Here is a 20,909-nt window from a genome sequence, read left to right on the forward strand (position 1 = left end):
AACATCGAACTTCGAGCCGGCGCATCAGCAACCTGCGTCGACAGGCCACTCTATGAGCGCCTTCTATCACGGGCGTTGGGTCATCATCGGTTCGACACTTCTGTGTCTGCTAGCAGGCATTGGCTACGCGACGTTCAAGCAGCCTGTGTTTCGCTCCGATATCCTGATTGAGGTCGAGCAGACTCCGGAACTACCAAAGAGTGCGTTAGGCGACGTGTCGTCGATGTTCGACTTGAAGACCGATGTGTCATCTGAGATCGAGGTACTGAAGTCGAGGCTGGTCACATCGCAAGCGGTCAACAACCTGAAGCTCTATATCGACGCTGAACCGCGGTATATCCCGGTCGTTGGCTGGTGGCTCTCCGAGCGTTCGGACGACTTGTCGACCCCACTGCCCGGCGGCTATGTGAGCGGCAAGGAAAGTATCGACGTCGCGACGTTAAACGTCCCGCAGCGGCTGTATAGCAAGACTCTCAAGCTGACGCTGGGACAGGGCGGAGCCTACACGCTTTCGGGCGGATTCCTGTTCGGGGACAAGTTTCAGCTTCAGGGCCATGTCGGCCAGATGCTTCGCGAGCAGACGTCGTATGGCCCGGTCGAGCTGCTGGTGCAGCACGTGGACGGGAAGCCGGGTGCAACCTTCAATTTAAGCCGCTATTCGGAAGCCGGCACGATCGAGTGGTTGCAGAACACCGTTGCGGTTCTGGAGAGAGGCAAACAGTCCAATATCATCGGCGCGACACTCGACGGTACCGATCCGAGAGAGGACAGCCAGATTCTGAATGAAATCGGTCGCGCATATATCGAACAGAACGGGCAGCGCAAATCCGCAGAGGCGAACAAGGCGATCCGCTTTCTGGACACGCAACTGCCGGTGCTGAAAGCGCAACTGGAAGCGGCCGAAGCCCGACTCAACGCTTTCCGGGCGGAGCACGGCACGCTTGATACGAGTCAGTACGGCACGGCCCTGCTGCAACAATCGGTAGCGGATCAGGTGAAGGTGTTCGACCTGAAGCAGCGCCGCAGCGAATTAATGTCGCGCTTCACCGAGGGGTATCCCGAGGTGCAGGCCGTCGACCGCCAGTTGCAGGACGCACAGGCGGCGCTAGCAGCGGTGCTGGGAGCCACCCAGGCGTTGCCGGCACTCGAACAGAGCGTTTTGCAACTACAGCGTGACGTGCAGGTCAGCTCCGACCTGTACAGGATTCAGCTCGGTACCCGTCAGCAACTCACGCTCGTGGGCGCGGGTAAGGTAAGTAATGTTCGGCTGATCGATACCGCGATGCCGACGGAGGAGCCCATTCAGCCGCGCGTCGGCGTCGTGATTGGCGGCTCAATAATCTCCGGTCTGCTGATCGGCGCGGGTCTTGTGTTCTTCCGGCGGCGCGTGCGCGGCCGTGTGGACGACCCGCAGGAAATTGAAGCGTCGATCGGTCTGCCCGTGTACGCGACGGTGCCGCCGCACGGCCGTCTGCCTGATTACACGCGTCGCAACGCGCTGGTGAAGCCGGCCGCACCTCTCATGCTCACCGATGGCTCGATCAATTGTCCCACCATCGAAAGCCTGCGCAGCTTCTACGCAATACTGCAATTCAGGCTCCCGGAAGCGCGTAACCGGGCTGTGCTGATCACCGGTCCGACCGCGGGCATCGGCAAATCGTTCGTTTCTGCGAATCTTGCAACGCTGGCCGGTGCGTCGAATAAACGCGTGCTGCTGATCGACGCCGATCTGCGTAAGGGCGTTTTGCATCAGTACTTGAAGGTCGAGTGCGGTCACGGGCTGTCAGAAGTTGTGGCGGGCACCCACCACATCAACGCGGTATTAAAGCGCAACGTGTTGCCGGGGCTCGACTTTCTGTCCACGGGTGAAGCGCCGTCCGGTCCGAGTGAGATGCTGTTGCGCCCCGAATTGTCGAACCTGATCGACGAGGTCAGCTCGCAATACGACATGGTGGTGATCGATGGCCCCCCGCTGTTGATGGTCCCCGATGCGATCATGCTGGGGCAGGCCGCCGGCGCGGTCTTCATGGTGGCTCGCCATGGCGTGACCACGTTGCCCGATATCCGTGAGAGCGCTCGCAGATTGGCGCAGGCAGGTGTGCCGATCCGCGGCGTGGTGCTCAACGACTTCAAGGCATTGCCGGGCAAATATGGTTACGCCGGTTATGCGGGTTACGCGGATAGCACGCTGGGTGATTACAGACGCGGTCGCTTTACAGAGCAGCCTGCGCAACAATGATCTCGCAGTGAGCTATCTATGCGCGGCAGCAGCACGCCACCTCCGCTCACGATAGTTCCATGGGGAAACCATGTCGAATATGACAGTGGTGATCTGTAATTACAACTACGGCGAGTATCTACGCTGTGCGATCGATTCCGCGCTGACGCAAACGGTCGGCGCGGCCCAGGTGCTCGTCGTCGACGACGGATCGACGGACGATTCACACGACATCATCCAATCGTACGGCGAGCGCATCACCGCGATCTTTCAGGAAAACGGCGGCCAGGTGGCCGCCTACAATCGCGCGCTCGAGCAGATCGATAGTCCTTATGTGATTTTTCTGGACGCTGACGACCTGCTGTATGCGGACACGGTGAGTCGCGTGATCGCAGCGTTCGCATCCGGTGACTACGTCAAAGTGCAATTCAAGCTGGATGTGGTGACCCACGAAGGCGACAAGACGGGCGTCACCGTACCGCAAACCACGGCGGTCGCCGACTGCGGCAAGCTGCTGCGCGCGGGTTGGCTCTATCCATCGCCACCTGGTTCAGGCAACGCTTACCGGGTTGCGGCGCTGAAGCGGATCTTTCCCATTCCCGTCACATCCGACAATCGCCATGGCGCAGATTTCTATGCGATCTACGGTATTGCGCTCCTCGGCCACGTTTGTATGCTCGATCTCCCGCTAGGCGGATATCGGGTTCACCGGTCTGCAGCAAGCATCGCGAACGGAGCGAGCGGGGCGAACGGTTCTACGGCGCAGCTCGCATTTTCCAACTCGGAAGGTCCGCTGGCCCTCGCAAGAAAGGCTGCACTCCGCTGGTCGACGCTGCGCGTCGTCGCGCAAGAGAGGCTCGGAGAAACACTCCCCGTAGCGTTTTTCGACTTCTCAACTGAAAAGGCACACTTTGCCGACCGCCTGTATCAGGCGTCGCTCGCGCGCCGATGGCGCTGGTTCGTGCTCGAATCCGGGAGCTATTTCCATACCGTGCTTGCGAATCCGTTCTGGAGCATGCGCAAGAAATTAGCTGTGTCCTGTCTGACAGGACTTTGTCTGATTCCGTTGACATCGGTCAGCGATCGCGCGGTGCGCTACATCGCCAATCCGCTGACAAGAGCGGGCCGTGTCGGCAAATTGCAGCCGGACGCCCGTTGAGCCGAATGGCGGCGAGTGATGTGGTTTGCCGCGTTGGGCAGGCAGTCTCAGGAGAAAACGTAATGCAGAACAAGATTGGCGAGCCGGCTGAACGGTCCAGCTGGGCTGGCCCGGCGCAAGAGTATGTCCGCATATCGATGCGCGGACAACTTGCATTCAACGGTTACTGGTGGGAAGACCCGGCGCGCGTGATGCTGTTCTTCATCTTGCCGCTCTACGCGTTGATTTCGATAGAATTGTTGGGCGATCAGAAAGCAATCGGACAACTGTATTTCAACGGTTTCTATGCATTGGTCGCCGCACTGTTCCTCATTACCATCCTGGCGGCGTCCTACTTCGGCCGAACCGTGACCCCAAGGGCCGGTCAGGAACCGGTCGAGATATCGCGATGGGTGCTCGATGCGCTCTTTGTGCTCTCATTGATTGGCTACCTGACCATGATGAGTGGCGTGATCGCCCACCCGGCGCTCATCCTGTCGTTCTTCAGCGGCGACGCAAGCGCATACGACCTGATCGCGGCGAAAGGTCGGATTGCCGGGATAAGCACACTGACGCAGGTGGCCGTCGCTTACGTGCCCTTGTACTTCTATGTGTTCCGGCAACCCGAGCGGGGCATCACACGGTACAAGATCTACCTGCTCGTCCTCCTCGGGTTGGCGCTGCTAAGAAGCTTTATTTTTGCCGAGCGCCTTGCGCTGATCGAGCTCGTGATTCCGCTCGTGTTAATGCTTGTGAAATTCCGGCGCTCGCATCGGACACCTTCCAGGATTCTGAAGCTCGGGCCCTATGCCGCCATCGTGCCGCTGATCGGGTTCTTCATCGCCAATGAATACAACCGCTCGTGGGAAACCTACTATATCAACGTCTATAGCAACATCTTCGAATTCGCGCTCGAGCGGCTTGCGCTGTACTACTCGACTGCGCTCAACAATGGCGCCGGGGTTCTAAAGATTCTCGGTTGGGGCGTAGGCGAACCCGTGTTCACCCTCGATTGGTTGTTCAGGTTTCCGATACTCGGCGACCTTCTTTTGGCACACCCCGATTTCAATGCGGACTACGTCGCCTTTCTGAGCAACAACGCCGACCCGGAATTCAATAATCCGTCCGGTATCTTCGTGCATTTCTACGAATGGGGCTGGTTTGCACTGTTCGTCGCTGCTTTCATCGGCTGGGTGTTCAACAGGAGCTATTCAGGATGGCGCAGCTCTAACGGGTTCTGGTGCTGCGCGCATCCGGTCTTGATGGTGTCGTTGTTCGAGATCCTGCGTGTTCCAATTCTGTTTAGCGGCAGAAACTTTGTTTCGGTCGCGATGCTGATCATCGTGTTCCGTTTCTTTAGAACGAGACCTGTCAGGCCCACTCGCACAGTAGCGTCACAATACTGACACACATGGGGCGCGCTTTATGCTCAGTCTATTCATTGCCGTTTCGTCTGAAAGACGGAGTGTGCGCTAAAGAAAGGCCGCATGACCAAGAAAATCGAACGCGTCCTGTCGGCCATTGCGATCGCGTCGTGTTGTGCGACGCTCGCTTACGCGCAACCGGACACGATCCATCCGTCCAGTGACGGCAGCGATCAAGCCGATATCATTCAGACCGCGCTCGACGCGCTGCGTGACGGCCAACGGCTGGTGATCGCGCCGGGTACTTACGTCGTAAGCCATTCGTTGGTTGTCAAGGCGCAGAGCGTGGTGGTGTCCGGGTATGGCGCCACGCTGGTTGCGACCCACCCTAACGATCAATCACTCGTCGTCAACGGGACGAACGCGACGGTCGCTGGTCTGACGCTGCGCGGCACGGGTAGTAAACGGCTCGAAACCGAAAGTTCCGCGAAAATCGTGGTGCGCGGCACAGGCATCCAGATTCTCGATACCAGGATCGAGGGCGGCGCGAGCGCGGGTATTTTCGTGTCTGGTGCGACTAGCGTCGCGCTAGCGGGAAATTGGGTTAGCGCGACGCTAGCCGACGGGATACACATCACGGGCGGATCGCAGAACGTTCTGGTGTCGGGTAATACCGTGATTGGCACGGGCGATGACATGATCGCAATCGTCAGCTACCAGACGGACGGCGCCTTATGCAGGAACATACTCGTCACCGGCAACAGGGTGTCGGGCAATTACTGGGGCAGAGGTCTGTCGGTGGTTGGTGGTTCCAACGTGACGCTGTCGGACAACACAGTGCAGGGCGTGCAGAAAGCGGCCGGCATCCTGGTCGCGCAGGAAGATGGTTACCGGACCTATAACGCGACGAATGTTGTGATCCACAATAACATCGTGTCAGACATAGAGAATTCGACGAGTCCCGACAACAAATGGCCAGCAGCGCAGCACGCGGGGATCGACATCAACACCGGCGCGGGCTCAGTTTCGCGCGTGTTGGTAACGGACAATAAAGTCTTGCGGGCGAACTACGGTGGCTTTCGCGCGCTTGGCAACGTCTGTCAGTACCGCATCACCAACAGCGCGTTCGCTTCGATAAGAGGCTCGCCGATTTCGATGCAGAGTAGAAATTGTGCGCCGAGCCAGATCGTCTCCAGCGTCAACACACTTGACGGCAAGGTATTCACGCAACCGGTAGGCACCTCCGCCACTGGCGAGCCCCCTATAACCGGTGCCGATGCGGCGCTCCTGCCGCGCGTCAACACGAGTGTTCGCGCAGCACGACAAACGCACTGAACCTCGGGTGAGTTGCGGGGCCAGAGTTGGAACGAACGTCCAACGCAAATATGCCCTTTCAATTCCGCCGATCGTCCGGGCTATCCCGCCAGATTTATTGGCTCGCCCCCTTCGCCGTCTATGCTGCACTGCGTCAGCGAAGGCAACGCGATAACCATCGCGGACCTTTGATCGTCTCCATTACCGCTTTTGTTTGCTGACCGCGCGAGCGAGGGCAATGCATCGCCATTGGCTTCTCGATTCGAGTGGAGGTCTGCCGTACCCCGGCGGGCCCTGCGATACTTACGTGAGGGAAATGATGACGACATTCCAGGCATACCAGCGTGGTAACCGTCTTCTCGAGGCGCTCCCAACGCATGAATGGGAAGTGCTGGCTCCTCATCTCGAACTCGTCGAATTAAGTCCGGGGCAACTGCTGTCGCAATCCGGCGAACTCATACGAACCGTCTATTTTCCGGCCACTGCGATCGTTTCCCTGCTGCAGACCATGGAAAACGGAAGTTCGGTGGAAATCGCCGCGATCGGCAGGGATGGCACGACAGGCGTGCCGATCCTGACGGGCGGAGATACCATGCCAGCCAGCGTTCAGGCTCAATGCCGGGGCTTTGCTTACCGAGTAAGCGCAAAAAAACTGCGCGAAGCGTTGGGCACTTGCCCTTCTCTACGTTCGCTGATGCTGTTGTACATGCAAGCCCTTCTCACCCAGGTCGCACAGACGGCGGCGTGCAACCGGCTGCATCGACTGGACGAGCAATTGTGCCGGTGGCTGCTGATCGACATCGATCGTTCGGGCACGTGTGATTTGCAAGTGACCCAGCAACTGATTGCGGATATGCTCGGCGTGCGTCGTGAAGGGGTGACTGAGGCGTCCGGCAAGCTTTGCGAAGCCGACCTCATCCATCACAGTCGTGGCCATGTCCGGATCGTCGATCGAACAGGGCTCGAGGCGCGGTCATGCGAATGCTACGAGATCGTCAGACGCGAATTCGACCGGCTATTGCCACGCATCACGGCGATGGAAGTTACACGCTGAGGAATTATCTATCCGCGTCCGAATGGACACCTTGGCGGGCATCCAGAATGACGGCGCCGGGTTGCCGCTTCCGTCCCTGCGCCACGCATATTATCGAGCACAGGTCGCAGACCATGTGCTCAAAACAACCTGCCTGTAAACCGCTTTAGGTCTGCCGACGCACCAATTCCGACGGTAGGACGTCACGGGGGAGCATCCGCAGTGCGCGCCAGCGCGAGCCATTCAGCGCAACGGATCGAACATATCTCGCCGTTCATTCTTGCCAACTTCGTTAGCGCGTCGTGAACGACATCCATGGTGTTCGGCTGCACGCAATCGTTCAAATCGAACCTGACGATGTCGTTATATCCGGAAGGCTGCAATTGACTACCGGCGGCGCATGGAGCGAAAGAAGAAGGCGCGTCTCGAGATAGGTGGACTGGCGCGATCTTTCGCGTCACGGCTGGAGTCTATTGCCACGTCCGGTGTCATACCCTACACGTACTGCTTCAGAGGCATCCGTTTTTCGACCTGGTCGCAATTCTAGTACCATATGATGTTTGCCGCGACAACCGCAGCGTCACGCCATCGCCCCTGCCTCTATGTGTCCTTCACGTTCGGCACGTTGCGCTACAGGCCACGTGCGGTGGTTCCCGGTAATCGCGCAGGAGGTGAATCGTTATAAATTTTCAATCTCGCCTCAATTGAAAGGACCCGGTAAATGTTGAGCGTTTTGACACATTTCTTATGCTTCACATTCGGCGTGATCATCGGCGTTTTCGTATGTGCATTATGTGTCGCACGTTCCAGAACGCCACGAGAGGATAAATAATTTTTTCTTCGGGACGCGCAAGGAGGCGGCTATCTCGAGCGCAGGGACGCAACAGGACGAGAATTCCCCGTTCAAAACCGCGACCCTGGCCCGCCCGTGCAGTGCGCCCGTTCGTCAATTCAGCTGATCTGTCCGTTCCTGCCCGTGCGGCGGCTGACGACCTGATTCACCACGGACCCGGCGATGCTTCTGGATAGCGTGCGTTCGCGCACAGTGCGGCTGAATGCGACTCGCTATCGTCGTGGAAACGCATGAGGTGCTGAAAAATCGGTTACGGTATCCGGCAACGCCGTTCAATTTCCTCGCTGTTCGCATGTTGGGCATGCTCTCTCCCGATTCAACGGCCTGATGTAAGACGCTGTAATCGTTTCGTAGTGCCGAGATAGTTGATTCAAGGTATTTTACGGGGGCACTTGTATTATCGGCAGACGAAATACCGTTCCAATTTGAGGAATACGTCGATGGACCACTTGCCTTTCCTTTCGATTACAGTCCAACCGGACAGTGAACGTCTTTATCTATTTGCCCGCGAAATGCCGAAGGCGATGCGCGATTGCTAGGCGAAAATTGCTGCCGTCACCGTGTTGATGGTTACGCTCGCAAGTGCCTACGTGGTTTTTTGCAACGCAAATGTGTACGACCAACGCGCTCGTCCGTGTGGATCTGTCCGACCTCAATGAACTTGGGGTTTCGCCGCTGGATCGGCAAAGCCTGCCGCCAGCCCCGTCCTTGTCCAATGAGAAAGTAGCGATGCAAAGCCGTTCGGTTGCGGAGCCGGTCATTCAGCGCTTCGATTGCGACGTATCGACTGCTCCCAGGCCGCTTCTTATTCGGGGTGCAATCGCGGAGAAATTTGCTGTGAATGCCGACCACGATAAGAGCAGCGGTGGTCTCGTCGAGATCACCTACTCCGTCGACCTTGCTCGCGACGCCGAGCTTGCGCAAACGATCCACGTCGACACGGTGGAAAGCGGCAAACAGCCGCTAAGATGGGGTCCGCAAGGCGTACGTAGAGCGCCTCTCGATCATATTGGCTTTATACAATCAGTGCTTCTTCCCTTGCTCGCCACTTTCGAACCACGTGGTTCGCTATATGTCGAACCCGCTTGTTCGTCGTCGCGGCAGCGCTTGCTATGGCGCGCCTGGACACTCGGAGAGGCTTGAGAGAAACCGCTATGAAAAGGACGGAGAATACTCGAGTACTGGTGTTCGTGTACGCCGGATACATCATGAGGTACATCTACCTCATTGTTGTCATTCCCTTCTACGGACGCGTACTCGGTCTCACCGAATACGGTCGCGTACTGGCGGCGATGTCGCTGATGAATGTGATCTGGATGCTGGTGAGCTACGGCTTTACCGTTGTCGGAATGCGAGACGTGTCCAAGGCGCACGTGCGCAGCGAATTCAACGAGATTTTTTCCTTGCATGTGAGCGCCCGTGTGCTGATGGGGTTGCTCGGCGGGATAGTGGGTCTGATCGCCACGTTCTGCTCGCCGGTTCTTTCAGAACGTCCGACTATCGGCATCCTCGCGACAATACTTGGCATCGTGTCCGGGTCGAATCTGGGCTGGCTTTTCCAGGGGCGCCATCGGTTTCGCACGCCGATCATCCTCGAGGTCGTCGGATTCGCGATGAGTCTCGTTTTGGTGCTCTCGATCGTCCGCAGTCCTTTGGATTCGTCATGGGTGTTGGGAAGTCTGCTGATCGCAGGCGTGTCCACTTCGATAATTGCATATGGGCTGACAATCTACGACATGGGACTACCGCGAATCCGGCCGACCGGCGTCAGTCAGTTGATTCGTAGCTCCACCATGCTGTTCTGTTACTCCACGGGATCAGTCATTCTGATGTCGTTTTCCACCTATCTGCTTACGCTTCTGTCGACGCCGACACAAGTCGGCTACTTCGGTGCCGCGGAGCGCTTTGCCACCATTGGACTGAGCCTCATGGGGCCGGCAGCGCAGGTTTTCGTTCCGACCATCTCGCGGCAGCTTGCGCAAGGCGACCATGATGGCGCGCGAGCGACGACTCGTCGGGGCGGTGCATTGCTGATCGGCTACGGACTGCTCGCACTTTGCGGCGCGCTCGTGCTGTCGCCATTGCTATTGCCACTGATTCTCGGCGAAGCGTTCGCGCCGAGCGCTCCTGTATTGCAGTGCTTTGCGTGGATGTTTCCCTTTGCCGCATTCAATCAGTTCATCAGCTTTTACGTGTTCGTTCCGCTAGAAAAGGACCGCTCGCTCGCTCTGGCCGGGGTGACGACCGGGATCGCCAACCTCGCCGCGGCGCTCTATCTTGCACCTCGGCACGGTGCGATGGGCATGGCGTTGGCGCGGGTGATCAGTGAGGCAACGCTCTCGATGATGCTGCTCGGCCTTGCAGCGCGCTTTGGCCTGTTGACAGACTTCAGGCGGGAGTCTGCTCGCGCGTTTGCGAAAGTGTGTTTTGCGTGCGGTGTCGGCGCGGGGGCGCGAAATACTGACGATGAAGGTTGACGAAAACAAAAAACGTGCGGTCTTACGTTAAGCCACAAAAGTGCTCAAGAATGGCATGGACGTACCGCTGGGATTGACTCACGCAAGACAGGGTCGCGCAGCGGCCGCAACTTAGGGCCGCCGCGACGACGTTCCTGCCGTTTCACCAAGGTTGCGGTTAACTCGCGCGCAAAACGGCAGTGCACAACGCTTCAACGTCCTCAGCATCGAGAATTCTTTCGCGGAGAAATTGCTCGAAGTGACTGATCACCGCCTCACGCCCCGAGCGCGAGAAGAGCGCGTGATCCACCCGCTCCAGCACCTTCGCCCTCACGTTCGTCAGCTTCCCGAGTTCGCTGCCGTTGGGGCCGAAATAAATCGTCAGTTCCTCGAGCCCTGCGTCGAGCGCGCCGTATACCAGCGACGTCTGCACACCTTTGTGCTCGAGGCCCGTCACGAGCCGACGGATCGCGCCGGTCGAGGTCGTTAAGCCGATGCAGCGTTCGAACGGGCCGCTTATGCGTGCAACGGCGCGCGTACACCAGCGACGCGCGAGCTCGCGGAAGATCGTCATGCCGTTCGTCTGGCCCTTCAGCAATCCGTACCACTTGCGCAGGTCGCGTATTGCGCGCCAGTAGACAAGGCTGGATTCGACAGCGCGGGCTCCCGGTAGCATTTGCGCGCGGCGCCACACGAAGAACGGCATATTGACCGACATGCAGCCCACTACGCCGGGATGCGCCAAGGCTGTATGAATGCTGACGTATGCACCCGAGCAGACGCCGAACATGACGACTTTCGGGTAGCCGGCCGCCAATAGCCAGTCGACGCCGACCTTCGCGTCTGTCACGCCGTGACGGGAGTAGACGACGCCGAGCGTCTGCGAATCGTCGCGGCGCTCGCTATCGCCAAGGCCGCCCAGGTCCATACGTAACGAGGCGATACCCTGCGCGGCGAGCCGGCGCGCCATCAGTACGGCCAGACGTCCTTCGCCGACGCGATGAACACCGCCGGTGTTGACGAACAGCACAGCAGGGGCGCCCTGGAGTGCGCGGCGCGGCTGGCAGAAGACGCCGACGTAGCGCGCACCGCCGAATACCACAGGCGTCTCATGGCCGCCCGCGAAATCGATTCTTGTGTCGGCGGCGGGTGCAAGCACGTTGGGCGCGGGCAGGGCTTGCATGGCGGGAGGCAAACCCAGCCACACAAGCACGCTGTTAAATGCATTCCTGGGCGGTACGCTAAACCAAGGATCGACCAGAAACTTGTCATACTCGGAAAAGATCTGTACGTCCGCCTCGGCACCCTGACGATGGTAAGACTCGAGCAGCCGGTTTATATGTGGGTTGTCGCAGGTATCGTGGAGCAGCACTCGCCGCGCGACATGTCGGCCGTTTTTCTCAAGGTCGACAGTGGCCAGTTGTTCGAGCGAGTCCGGATATAGCTGAAAACCATAGGCGCCGACAGCGCGCCCGTCGTCATCAGATTGCGCGAACTGGAGGCCGGTGGGCGTGCTGAGCCAGCTCTTATGCTGCATGCCCAGTTCCCGGATATAACGCTTGCCGGTTATGACGGGCGCCACCATCACCAGGCTATCGACGCCGCCCATTTCTTCCGCTGCGATGGCCGCCAGTGTCGCCCCAAGGCGTACACCGCAAAAGATAAGGCGTTCGACACCGGTCGTGGCCCGCAGATACGCTGCCGCTGCCTTGATGCTGTCGATCCACGCGCGAAAGAGGTCAGGGTCCTCCTCAATGCCTTTCGAGTCGCCAGTGCCAGGATAGTCGAAGCGCAGCGCGGGAATGCCAGCGCCCGCCGCCAGTGCTTCGGCAAGCTCGCTCCAACCACGGTAAGCGCACAGGGCCTCGTAGCCGAAAGGATTGCACAACACTGCGCCTATCGTGGCCTGATGGCCTGCCGGCCGGTGCAGCCAACCCAGGCAGCCATCGAACGTTACCGGCGTCGTTGTCGGAGTACTTGTCATGGTTTGTCGGCGCACTGGCGCGTGGTTTCCTCCTGGTCCCTATCTCCTCCGGCACGAACTTGCCCGATCGTGTTCTCGAGGGAATCGATACTCCGAAAGAGGTCATAGGTAATCAACTCATCTGGTATCTCTATGCCAAACACATCTTCGATAGCCATCATTACGCGGACCGAGCCAAGCGATGACAAGCCGGCAGCGTAGAGATCATCGCTATCGCCGAGGGTTTCGATTGGAACGTCCAGGCATGCCGTTTCTGAGAGAATGCGGCGCAAGTCGGCTTTCATCTTTTTTCCCAAAAATTCGAACATTCTTCATAGGATCGATGTGCTAATGCTGTGTGCTGCAATTTCGCCTGGAAGCTTCGGTCTCTAAACGTTAGTCGACAGTCTGGTCGCGCATGTACTGTGCGGCGAGGACTTTCCTGTCAATTTTGCCGTTCACGTTAAGGGGTAACGTGTCGACGACAACAATCCTTTCAGGTACGGCATAGGCCGGCAAGTGCAGCCGGCACGCCTGCAGAATTCGCTCGATATCGACGCGAGGATTCGTCACGAAGGCGGTGAGGCCGATAGCACTGCCGACTTCGTTGAGCGGCCATGGGATGACCGCGCATAGCGCAGCATGGCTGCACGCCTCGACGACATGTTCGACTTCCTCCAGTTCGATCCGGTTACCGCGAATCTTGACCTGAGTATCGAGTCGTCCCTGGAACACGATTCCGTGCCGCATGGATTCTCGCGCAGCGTCAGCGCTTCGATACCAACGTCGTGCGCGCCGGCCCGGAAAGGTCGCCTCAACAAACCGACTGTTGCCGGCTTCACTGGGTAGCAGATAGCCAGTTGCAAGCTGCGGGCCACCGATCAATAACTCACCCGTCTGCCCGGCGGCGACTGGTTCGAGGTCGGTATCCACTATCACCAGCTCCATGCCCGGAACCGCCCAGCCGACCGGTATGGACACTTGTCGCGGATCGTCAAGGAACTCGGCGGTGATCTCGAAGGAAGTGCAGGATACGGTCGTTTCCGTCGGCCCGTAAATATTCCTGAGCCGGCTGTTCGGTGCGGCCCGCATCCATGCCAGCGCCAGTGAGCTGGACAAGGGCTCGCCGCCGAACACCGAGACGCGAAGACTCGGAAATACACCGGGCCTCAATTTACGCAGTTGGCCCATGAAGCCGGCCACCGAAGGCACGCTATTCCAGTGTGTAATCTCGTGAGTCTTGATGAAGCCAGCGTTATAGACAGGATCGACGGTTTCAGGAATGTACAGGCAGCCGCCGTTCGCCCAGCAGACAAACATGTCGTGCACGGACGGGTCGAAGCTCAACTCGCAGAATTGCACGTAGCGCGCTCCGGGCCATTTCTCGTGTTCATCTTCCAGTTCCAATTGGCCTCGCACGTATGCATCGGCGTTCGCGTGTGAGATCGGCACGCCCTTGGGAACGCCAGTGGAGCCGGAAGTAAAGAGGATGTAGGCCAGATCCTGCGGCGTGCCCTCATGTTGCACATACGACGTGTCCGGCAGCCGCAATAGTCCATCGGCAACAGACGGTAGGTGCGAATCGTCCGCATTCTGGTCGAGCAGGAAAATTAGCGGCAACTCATCCAGCAAGGAGAGCACTTCATCGAGCGCAGCCACACAGCGGCGATCGACAAGCATCAGTGGCGCACCGGATTGCTCAATGATTGCCGCGATCCGCGCGGCCGGCCACTTTGGGATAAGCGGCACATATGCCATACCGGCGTCCAGAATGCCCAACAAGCCGACGTAGGCGTCGACACTGCGATAAGTGAACAGCAAACAACGGTTCGCGCCCCCAGTCGGGGCGGCCGCTCTCAGTCCTGCCGACACGCGGCGAGCCTGAGATGCAATCTCACCGTACTTGTAAAGGTGCTCGTCGACCCATAGCGCAGGACTTTCGGGCTGGCTAGCTGCGGTATCAAAGAAGAACGTATGCAGCATTTGAACGCCTCGATCTATCAAGGGTTGCGTTGGGTAACGTTCAGAATCTTCGGCTTCCAGACGATGTCAATGTCAGGCATTCGTGAAGCCACCAGTTAGCCCTGGCCTTCCAGCTATTTCGAGCAGTATGTGCAGACGGTTGGCGCGTGTTTGGGTCATGCGGCTCGGCTACCGCGCTCTCAGCGATGGACTTGCCCAGCATTGCCCCCGGCTTTACAGACAACCCACGCCAACCAAACGGTCCGGCGAATGGTGTTCGCACGAAGCTTAAAATTCAAAATTTCCGCCCTCTGTGCGATACCGCCCACAGACTTCGATTTAGGACAAATGCGGAGCACGGAGAACGCGTAAAACCTGCGGAGACTCCTGAGTTTTGCATGTGCTCCTGAAAACCGACGAATTTTTTTTAACACGACCTCCGTCATATACGGTTATTCACGCGATATTTCACGCGGACATTCGAACGTTCGGCGCCGCACAGACGCCGGACCTCCCTGCACGGAACATGACAGTTGCATCATCCGCCATTGCAAACTGTCGACGCTCGAAGCCGCCGATTGTTGCGACCTTCCGCTCTGGCGCGTGAATACCTCGAGGCTATCGTCGGATCTGATGTACAGGGTTGACGGAGGAAGCGAACAACGGTGCAGCGGCAACGTTGGGCAGCCTGGATGACCTGATCCAGCGCGGTGCCCGTCAGATCATCCAGCAGACGAGCGAGGTGGAATTGGCAACATTGCTCGAACTACGAGAACGTGAAGACACCTGGCGAGAAACGCCTGGTGGAACGCAACGATTATCTGCCCGCGCCCGAGGTCTTCACGACTATCGGGAATCAAAGAATTCCTGGCATGAAATGTCGCTGGACCTGAAATGAAAAACGAGCGTGGACAGAATTTTCTGAAGCGCGTCGACCTGATTTTTGGTGGCGCCTTTTTGTACGTGCTAGGGGCGTTTCGCAAAAGGCGGCGCCTGCCGACCGAGTGCGTGACGGCAGGCGTGTTTGCCTTCGCTGCGATCGGCGACTCGATTTTGTCGTCGATAATTATTTCTGAGTTGAGGAAAGTAAAAAAAATCTCCAGAGTGGTGGTATTTGCATCACGAAGCAACGCTCGCATCTATGAATTGTTCGATGGACTCGACGAAATTGTCATCGTCCCTTTGACCAGCCCGTTGAATGCGCTCAGGGAAATAAGAAAGCACGAAGTTGATGTCTTGATCGATACCTCGCAATGGCCGAGGATTTCGGCAATATTGGCGGCTTTTGCCAGGACGAAATTCACAATTGGCTTCAAGACCAGGCGTCAATTCCGCCACTATGCTTACGATACAAGCATCGAACATTGCGACGGCCTTCATGAGCTGGATAACTTCAGAAGATTGTTGCACCCTCTGGGAATTGAGTCGACGGAATATCCGAGAATAACCAGAGAGATCCGGCCCACTGGTTTGCCATTCGTCATTGACGATAGATATGTTGTTTTTCATCCATGGGCCGCTGGAACAAATTTTGAAATGCGCGAATGGCCCATGGAGTGCTGGCGCAACCTTGCACGTATATTGATTGACAACGGCTATGCCATTGCCATAACCGGGGGCCCGGAAGACGCCACACGGGCTCAGCAACTGGTTGACCTGATTGGCAGCCCAAAGGTCGTAAGCGTGGCAGCCAAGGTGAGCTTAACGGCGGTGGTTGGAATCGTAAGGCAGGCAGAGTGCATCGTTTGCGTCAACACCGGAATCATGCATTTGTCTGCCATGCTGGATACCCCGATGATCAGTCTGCACGGTCCTACGAATCCGTTTCGGTGGGGCCCTGTCAATAAAGAGCGTGGAGTCATTGCGGTGCCCAAGCGAGAAGGTGGAATGTTCCTGAATCTTGGGTTCGAATACCCCAGAAATGCAAAGTACGTGATGGGAAACATAAGCGTCGCTTCTGTCGCCGACGTTTTGAGTGAAGTTTATTCAATCAATCTAGGCCGCCATGACAAGAAACCCGCCGGTGAAGCTCTCGCCTCCTGATTTCGACTGCGCTCAATTAATGGTTGTGGGCGATGTCATGCTCGACTGGTACTGGCATGGCTCGACCTCCAGGATCTCGCCGGAGGCGCCCGTTCCTGTCGTCCATGTGCAAACCGAAGAGACGCGTGTCGGCGGCGCGGGAAACGTCGCGCTGAACGCGGCGGCACTCGGAGCTCATGTTCGTCTCCTTGGCCTCGCCGGGCAGGACGCGCACGCCGATCGAATTGAAGAGTTGCTGCGCGAAGGCGGTGTCGACGCCTTCCTCCAACGCGTCGTGGGCAGCAAGACGATTACGAAGCTTCGCATTCTTTCTCGCCATCAGCAGATGATCAGGGCGGACTTTGAGGACCATTTCCCCGCACGGAATGGCGATGAGTTGATATTCGTCTTTGAACGGCAGTTGAGCGAAGTGGATGCCGTCGTCTTGTCCGATTACGCCAAAGGCTCACTGCACGATTCAAAGAACCTGATTTCCGCCGCCCGGCGTGCAGGAAAACCCGTGATCGTCGATCCGAAAGGGACAGACTTCGACCGTTATCGCGGCGCCACCGTCATTACGCCCAACTTTTCCGAGTTCGAGGCGGTCGTCGGGTCTTGCGAGAGCGACGCCGCTATCGAACGCAAGGGCGCCGCCCTTTGCGACGCGATTGATCTCGAAGCGGTGCTCGTGACCCGCAGCGAGAAAGGCATGACGTTAATTGCTCGCGGCCATGCCCCGTTGCATTTGCCGACGCGTGCGCGTGAGGTGTTCGACGTGACGGGGGCGGGAGACACCGTCGTTGCCACGCTGAGTGCCGCGCTCGGTGCCGGTATGCCGCTGGACGAAGCCGTTGTGCTTTCCAATGTCGCGGCGGGCATCGTCGTGGCTAAATTGGGAACCGCAACGGTGCGCCGCCCTGAGCTTCAGCAGGCACTACAGCATGACTTGCATTCCGCGCGTCGACGAAACATTCTCGCGCGAATTTCCCTGCTACCTTGGCGAGTGAAGCCCCGCTCCGAAAAGCCAAGTAGTGTGAGCACCTGACTCAGCGAGTCTGTGAGCGGTACGTCGACGAACTTGCACGGTACGGACACCTTGTGCCGGCTGACAGCCTCTTCTCGATGCCAACCTCGCCTAGCATACCGGAGCGATATCTGATGAAACAGTCCGTGGAGACGTCCAACGCGCGGCGGGGAGAAGCTGCTGTTGACGCCGCGCTGCCGGCGGACGCTAGCTCGGCGCAATACGCTCAATGGCACGGTCCCGCTGCCGGGTTTGCAATCAATGGCAAGTTTGCGTCTCAACGCATAACAGGGGTGCAGCGTGTTGGTTATGAACTCGCGATTGCGTTCCAGCGCCTGTTTCCTGAGGATGCCGAACTGCCTGTGTTGATTCCTGTCAACGCGCGGTCCGACGTTGTCTTGCCGAAGGCAAAAATGGTCGGCCGGTGGTTGAAGGGTTCTCTGTGGGAACAACTGGCACTGCCTTTCGCGGCGGGCGGCCGAACGCTTCTCAGCCTTTGCAACATGGGCCCGTTATTCGTTCGTCGGCAGGTCGTGATGATGCATGACGTTGCGATCTACGATCTGCCGGAAAATTACTCGTGGAAGTACAGGCTTTGGTATCGCTTCGCGCTTTCGCTCCTGAAGCGCAACGCCAGACACATCGTGACGGTGTCGGAATTCTCAAAGACACGCATCATGGAGCGCCTTGGCGTCGACGCATCACGCATTTCGGTGGTCTGGAATGGCGTGGACCACTTTGAAAAGATCACACCGGACACGGCGATTCTGTCACGGTTGAATCTGCAGAACGATGGCTACGTACTCGCTGTCGGAAGTCTCTCGGTAGGAAAGAACCTTTCACGCATAGTTGCCGCAATGGAGCGCCTCAGCGATCGCCATGACTGGAAGTTTGTTGTCGTTGGTGGATGCGATTTGCGGGTCTTCAATCCACGAGCGAAGGCGAGTTACGACGTGTCGCAAAACATCATCGCCGCGGGATTCGTATCGGACGGTGAATTGCGAGCGCTGTATGAAAATGCAGCCTGTTTTGTGTTCCCCTCGCTATACGAGGGCTTCGGATTGCCGCCGCTTGAAGCGATGTCTTGTGGGTGTCCTGTCATCGTGTCGCGTGAAGCCTCGCTTCCGGAGGTATGCGGCGATGCGGCGATGTACTGTGATGCGCATTCGGTCGACGACATCGCGGACAAGGTCAGGCAGATGATGGAGGACGCCGCGTTGCGCGAAACCTGGCGCGAACGCGGAAGGAAACATGCTCGCGGATTCCGGTGGGAGCGGTCTGCACGTCAATTGCTCGATGTTCTGGAGCGTGAGCTCGCGGACCGTCCAGCTTTTATGGCACCCGTGCCGGGCAGCGAACAAAAATCGATCAGTTGAGGTAGGACGTCCTCTTAACGCTTCCCAGAATCGCAGGTTGCCGGGTGTTTCAACACTCGTGGCCAGAATGGGTCAATCAGTGCGGACGTAACACCACGAACCCAATGAGATGCCGAGGGACACGTGCGTAACCTGAAGACCACCATCAAAAGTTTCGCTAGCGCCGTCGGACGACTTTCCGTCGTTTCGGCCATCGTCGACCGACCATCCGTTCACGGGCTGCTCGAGAAGATCCCAGGGTCGCATATTCTCTACGGGAATGGCTGGGACAGACTCCATCCATTCGATCGCCGCTACGGCACCGATACCAGCGGATACGTCCCTGCCGAGGAACTGCTCGCGAACGAGTCCTTCCGCGACGACGCATTTCCATATGCCGGGTCGCAACCGAGCGTACTGCGCCTCGCTCTAGCAGCGCTGCCTCCCGTCGACTCCTGCACTTTCCTGGACCTCGGTTGTGGCAAGGGCCGTGCGCTTCTTGTTGCGTCGGAGTTCCCCTTCCGGGACATCTGCGGCGTCGAGCTATCGCCACCTCTGGCCGAGATCGCCCGCCGCAACGCCGCCATCATCGCCCAACGCTATCCGCAACGGACTGCCGTGCGGCTCGCGGTAGGCGATGCCAGCACCTTCCCTCTGCCCGCCGGCGACCTCGTACTCTTTTTATACAACCCATTTGGAGCCGAACTCATCGCCAAGGTTGTTGCAGGTGTGGAGGCGGCACTGGCTGCCGATCACCGCAGCGTCTATATCGTCTACTACAACCCGGTGTTCGGCCACTGCTTCGACGCCTCGCCGCTGCTGCGCCGCCGCTTTGCCCGCGTGCTTCCATACGCCGCCGAGGAACTTGGCTATGGACCGGACAAGGACGACGCACTGGTGATCTGGCAAGGTGGCGCTGCCCCGTCCCCGATCGCCCCCGCAGACGCACGGATCGTGGTGGCCTCAAGCGGTACGCGCGCATTGCTTGCCGCCCCTCAGCCGACCGCGAGTTAGTTATTTCATACGGCATCCTATCTATGTCGCTCTTTCACGACCGACAGAAATTCAACTCGCGCCCATGAATCGACACTTCAGATGAATGTGTAGATCCTTGCGATGCCATCCCCACACCGCAAACCGGGACGCTACCAGTACGAACGATCGTTCCTGGTTGATCAGGTCGGCTAAGCGGGACGGAACAGATGCTTCAAGTTGATCTGCTCTCGCAACGGTTGCCAGAAGAAGTGTCCCTCCGTCACAAGCGTCTTCGGCCCCACTTGCGCTTCGTTAGAAACATTCATCGATAAGCATGACAAACCATTGTATGGGCGGGTTAACCATGGCGTCGAACACGGCACCAATGAAGGTAAGCGCTCGTTGAAAACGTCGCGAGATATTGTACAAATTCCATTGGTAAGACAATTTAAAACGGTCGTTTCTACGCGTTTTTACGCTTCCCTAGATATCTTCTGTCACTAATTGACTTGGACGAGGGAAATATTTCATATATCGCTCGAGAGAAGGATAGATTGTCTTCTGACGATTAGATGCAAGAAGCTATCGCTTTTTTCCGCCAATTCTGGCCTGTTTCAAGATTGAAACGTTTCTTTGCGAATATAATTCGTCCCTGTGGAATCTTATGTAGAAAGATCTACCGCACACTTCGATGCCGTTCCATTTGAAGCGCGCGGGGCGAGTGCCCTTGTCTCTTGCTCGCACGATCGGTCGCGTGGCGCTACTTGTAGCGTGCGCGGTGGTAGCGTGCGTGCTCGCGACGGGTCGCTGCGGCAAATAGGTGAACGAGTTGTGCCGGCGCGCCCGGAATGAGCAACTCGGCGGCAGTACCGCTGCGTGACCGGCAACGGTTGGTAGCGTTCGCAGTGAGCAAAATTTCTCGCCAAAAGATCGTAGTCCTTAGTGCCTGTGACTGAACCTGCAGGCACGCCATCCCTGTACTTCCCGTACTTTTTTGGCAACGACAAAGGATCAGTATGCTTTCAATATCATTAATTCGTAGTACGAATAAATCAATAGATTCTCCCGGAAGATAGCTTCCGCGTGAGAAGTCCTCGAAGATACGCGCCGAGAATTGCGGTCGCTGACTCAGGCAGCGGGTGGACATCGTTCATCGCTCGCTTCGCCGAAGCGCGCACTGCACCGCGCGCGTAGATTTCGACTGGCGCCACCGTCGCACAGATGCCGGATAA

Annotated in this window: 15 protein-coding genes and 1 pseudogene; 12 read left to right on the forward strand and 4 right to left on the reverse strand. The window is 57.9% G+C overall.

Annotated elements, in window-relative coordinates; all coding sequences use genetic code 11:
* Positions 1-52 precede the first annotated feature (52 nt).
* From KHO31_RS09735 to KHO31_RS09765, 7 genes are all read left to right on the forward strand, one after another.
* Complete coding sequence (locus KHO31_RS09735) at positions 53-2,239, forward strand: polysaccharide biosynthesis tyrosine autokinase (RefSeq protein ID WP_201084831.1); 2,187 nt, start codon at positions 53-55, stop codon at positions 2,237-2,239.
* 70 nt (positions 2,240-2,309) lie between these two features.
* Positions 2,310-3,377, forward strand: a complete 1,068-nt coding sequence (locus KHO31_RS09740) for a glycosyltransferase family 2 protein (protein WP_201084830.1) — start codon at positions 2,310-2,312, stop codon at positions 3,375-3,377.
* Positions 3,378-3,382: 5 nt separating this feature from the next.
* Positions 3,383-4,762, forward strand: coding sequence for an oligosaccharide repeat unit polymerase (locus KHO31_RS09745; RefSeq protein WP_328822715.1), 1,380 nt, complete (start codon positions 3,383-3,385; stop codon positions 4,760-4,762).
* A gap of 81 nt (positions 4,763-4,843) precedes the next feature.
* The gene (locus KHO31_RS09750; protein ID WP_201139005.1) at positions 4,844-6,055 is read left to right on the forward strand and encodes a right-handed parallel beta-helix repeat-containing protein; all 1,212 of its coding nucleotides are present in this window, start codon (positions 4,844-4,846) and stop codon (positions 6,053-6,055) included.
* Between the two features lie 298 nt (positions 6,056-6,353).
* Positions 6,354-7,088: a Crp/Fnr family transcriptional regulator gene (locus tag KHO31_RS09755; RefSeq protein ID WP_201108571.1), complete on the forward strand. Its 735-nt coding sequence runs from the start codon at positions 6,354-6,356 to the stop codon at positions 7,086-7,088.
* Positions 7,089-8,556: 1,468 nt separating this feature from the next.
* A complete protein-coding gene (locus tag KHO31_RS09760; RefSeq protein WP_211623143.1) occupies positions 8,557-9,063 on the forward strand; it encodes a hypothetical protein in 507 nt (168 codons plus the stop codon).
* Between the two features lie 11 nt (positions 9,064-9,074).
* Positions 9,075-10,397: a lipopolysaccharide biosynthesis protein gene (locus tag KHO31_RS09765; RefSeq protein ID WP_201084827.1), complete on the forward strand. Its 1,323-nt coding sequence runs from the start codon at positions 9,075-9,077 to the stop codon at positions 10,395-10,397.
* Positions 10,398-10,554: 157 nt separating this feature from the next.
* Here the strand turns inward: KHO31_RS09765 and KHO31_RS09770 are convergent, their stop codons facing one another.
* The 3 genes from KHO31_RS09770 to KHO31_RS09780 all read right to left on the reverse strand — a co-directional run bounded on the left by KHO31_RS09770 (position 10,555) and on the right by KHO31_RS09780 (position 14,322).
* Positions 10,555-12,360, reverse strand: coding sequence for a serine aminopeptidase domain-containing protein (locus tag KHO31_RS09770; RefSeq protein ID WP_211623146.1), 1,806 nt, complete (start codon positions 12,358-12,360; stop codon positions 10,555-10,557).
* Positions 12,357-12,644 carry an acyl carrier protein gene (locus KHO31_RS09775; RefSeq protein ID WP_201080401.1) on the reverse strand — a complete coding sequence of 96 codons (288 nt, stop codon included), beginning with the start codon at positions 12,642-12,644 and terminating at the stop codon, positions 12,357-12,359. Before KHO31_RS09775 ends, KHO31_RS09770 begins: the two co-directional genes overlap by 4 nt.
* A 91-nt stretch (positions 12,645-12,735) precedes the next feature.
* On the reverse strand, positions 12,736-14,322 hold the full coding sequence (locus KHO31_RS09780) for an amino acid adenylation domain-containing protein (RefSeq protein WP_211623148.1): 1,587 nt from the start codon (positions 14,320-14,322) through the stop codon (positions 12,736-12,738).
* A gap of 622 nt (positions 14,323-14,944) precedes the next feature.
* Between KHO31_RS09780 and KHO31_RS09785 the strand changes: the two genes are divergently transcribed.
* The 5 genes from KHO31_RS09785 to KHO31_RS09805 all read left to right on the forward strand — a co-directional run bounded on the left by KHO31_RS09785 (position 14,945) and on the right by KHO31_RS09805 (position 19,716).
* Entirely contained in the window at positions 14,945-15,199 is a 255-nt protein-coding gene (locus KHO31_RS09785; protein ID WP_201139004.1) for a hypothetical protein, read from the forward strand.
* On the forward strand, positions 15,196-16,344 hold the full coding sequence (locus KHO31_RS09790) for a glycosyltransferase family 9 protein (RefSeq protein ID WP_201080406.1): 1,149 nt from the start codon (positions 15,196-15,198) through the stop codon (positions 16,342-16,344). The genes KHO31_RS09785 and KHO31_RS09790 overlap by 4 nt, the downstream gene beginning before the upstream one ends.
* Positions 16,307-17,368 (forward strand): D-glycero-beta-D-manno-heptose-7-phosphate kinase, encoded by a 1,062-nt coding sequence (gene rfaE1, locus KHO31_RS09795; RefSeq protein WP_201139002.1) that lies wholly within the window; start codon positions 16,307-16,309, stop codon positions 17,366-17,368. The genes KHO31_RS09790 and rfaE1 overlap by 38 nt, the downstream gene beginning before the upstream one ends.
* A 113-nt stretch (positions 17,369-17,481) precedes the next feature.
* Positions 17,482-18,723, forward strand: a complete 1,242-nt coding sequence (locus tag KHO31_RS09800; protein ID WP_211620580.1) for a glycosyltransferase family 4 protein — start codon at positions 17,482-17,484, stop codon at positions 18,721-18,723.
* A gap of 123 nt (positions 18,724-18,846) precedes the next feature.
* Complete coding sequence (locus tag KHO31_RS09805; RefSeq protein WP_201080412.1) at positions 18,847-19,716, forward strand: class I SAM-dependent methyltransferase; 870 nt, start codon at positions 18,847-18,849, stop codon at positions 19,714-19,716.
* Between the two features lie 120 nt (positions 19,717-19,836).
* On the opposite strand, the pseudogene KHO31_RS39980 reads toward KHO31_RS09805, so the two are convergent.
* Positions 19,837-19,979: pseudogene (locus KHO31_RS39980) on the reverse strand (IS5/IS1182 family transposase); the annotation flags it as partial.
* Between the last annotated feature and the right edge of the window lie 930 nt (positions 19,980-20,909).

It is taken from the genome of Paraburkholderia domus, from assembly GCF_905220705.1.
Classification (GTDB): domain Bacteria; phylum Pseudomonadota; class Gammaproteobacteria; order Burkholderiales; family Burkholderiaceae; genus Paraburkholderia; species Paraburkholderia domus.

Excerpts from the sequence above, each read along its gene's own strand:
- KHO31_RS09735 (WP_201084831.1), top strand. The coding sequence starts at position 53 with ATGAGCGCCTTCTATCACGGGCGTTGGGTCATCATCGGTTCGACACTT.
- KHO31_RS09740 (WP_201084830.1), top strand. The coding sequence starts at position 2,310 with ATGTCGAATATGACAGTGGTGATCTGTAATTACAACTACGGCGAGTAT.
- KHO31_RS09745 (WP_328822715.1), top strand. The coding sequence starts at position 3,383 with ATGGCGGCGAGTGATGTGGTTTGCCGCGTTGGGCAGGCAGTCTCAGGA.
- KHO31_RS09750 (WP_201139005.1), top strand. The coding sequence starts at position 4,844 with ATGACCAAGAAAATCGAACGCGTCCTGTCGGCCATTGCGATCGCGTCG.
- KHO31_RS09755 (WP_201108571.1), top strand. The coding sequence starts at position 6,354 with ATGACGACATTCCAGGCATACCAGCGTGGTAACCGTCTTCTCGAGGCG.
- KHO31_RS09765 (WP_201084827.1), top strand. The coding sequence starts at position 9,075 with ATGAAAAGGACGGAGAATACTCGAGTACTGGTGTTCGTGTACGCCGGA.
- KHO31_RS09770 (WP_211623146.1), bottom strand. The coding sequence starts at position 12,360 with ATGACAAGTACTCCGACAACGACGCCGGTAACGTTCGATGGCTGCCTG.
- KHO31_RS09775 (WP_201080401.1), bottom strand. The coding sequence starts at position 12,644 with ATGAAAGCCGACTTGCGCCGCATTCTCTCAGAAACGGCATGCCTGGAC.
- KHO31_RS09780 (WP_211623148.1), bottom strand. The coding sequence starts at position 14,322 with ATGCTGCATACGTTCTTCTTTGATACCGCAGCTAGCCAGCCCGAAAGT.
- KHO31_RS09790 (WP_201080406.1), top strand. The coding sequence starts at position 15,196 with ATGAAAAACGAGCGTGGACAGAATTTTCTGAAGCGCGTCGACCTGATT.
- rfaE1 (WP_201139002.1), top strand. The coding sequence starts at position 16,307 with ATGACAAGAAACCCGCCGGTGAAGCTCTCGCCTCCTGATTTCGACTGC.
- KHO31_RS09800 (WP_211620580.1), top strand. The coding sequence starts at position 17,482 with ATGAAACAGTCCGTGGAGACGTCCAACGCGCGGCGGGGAGAAGCTGCT.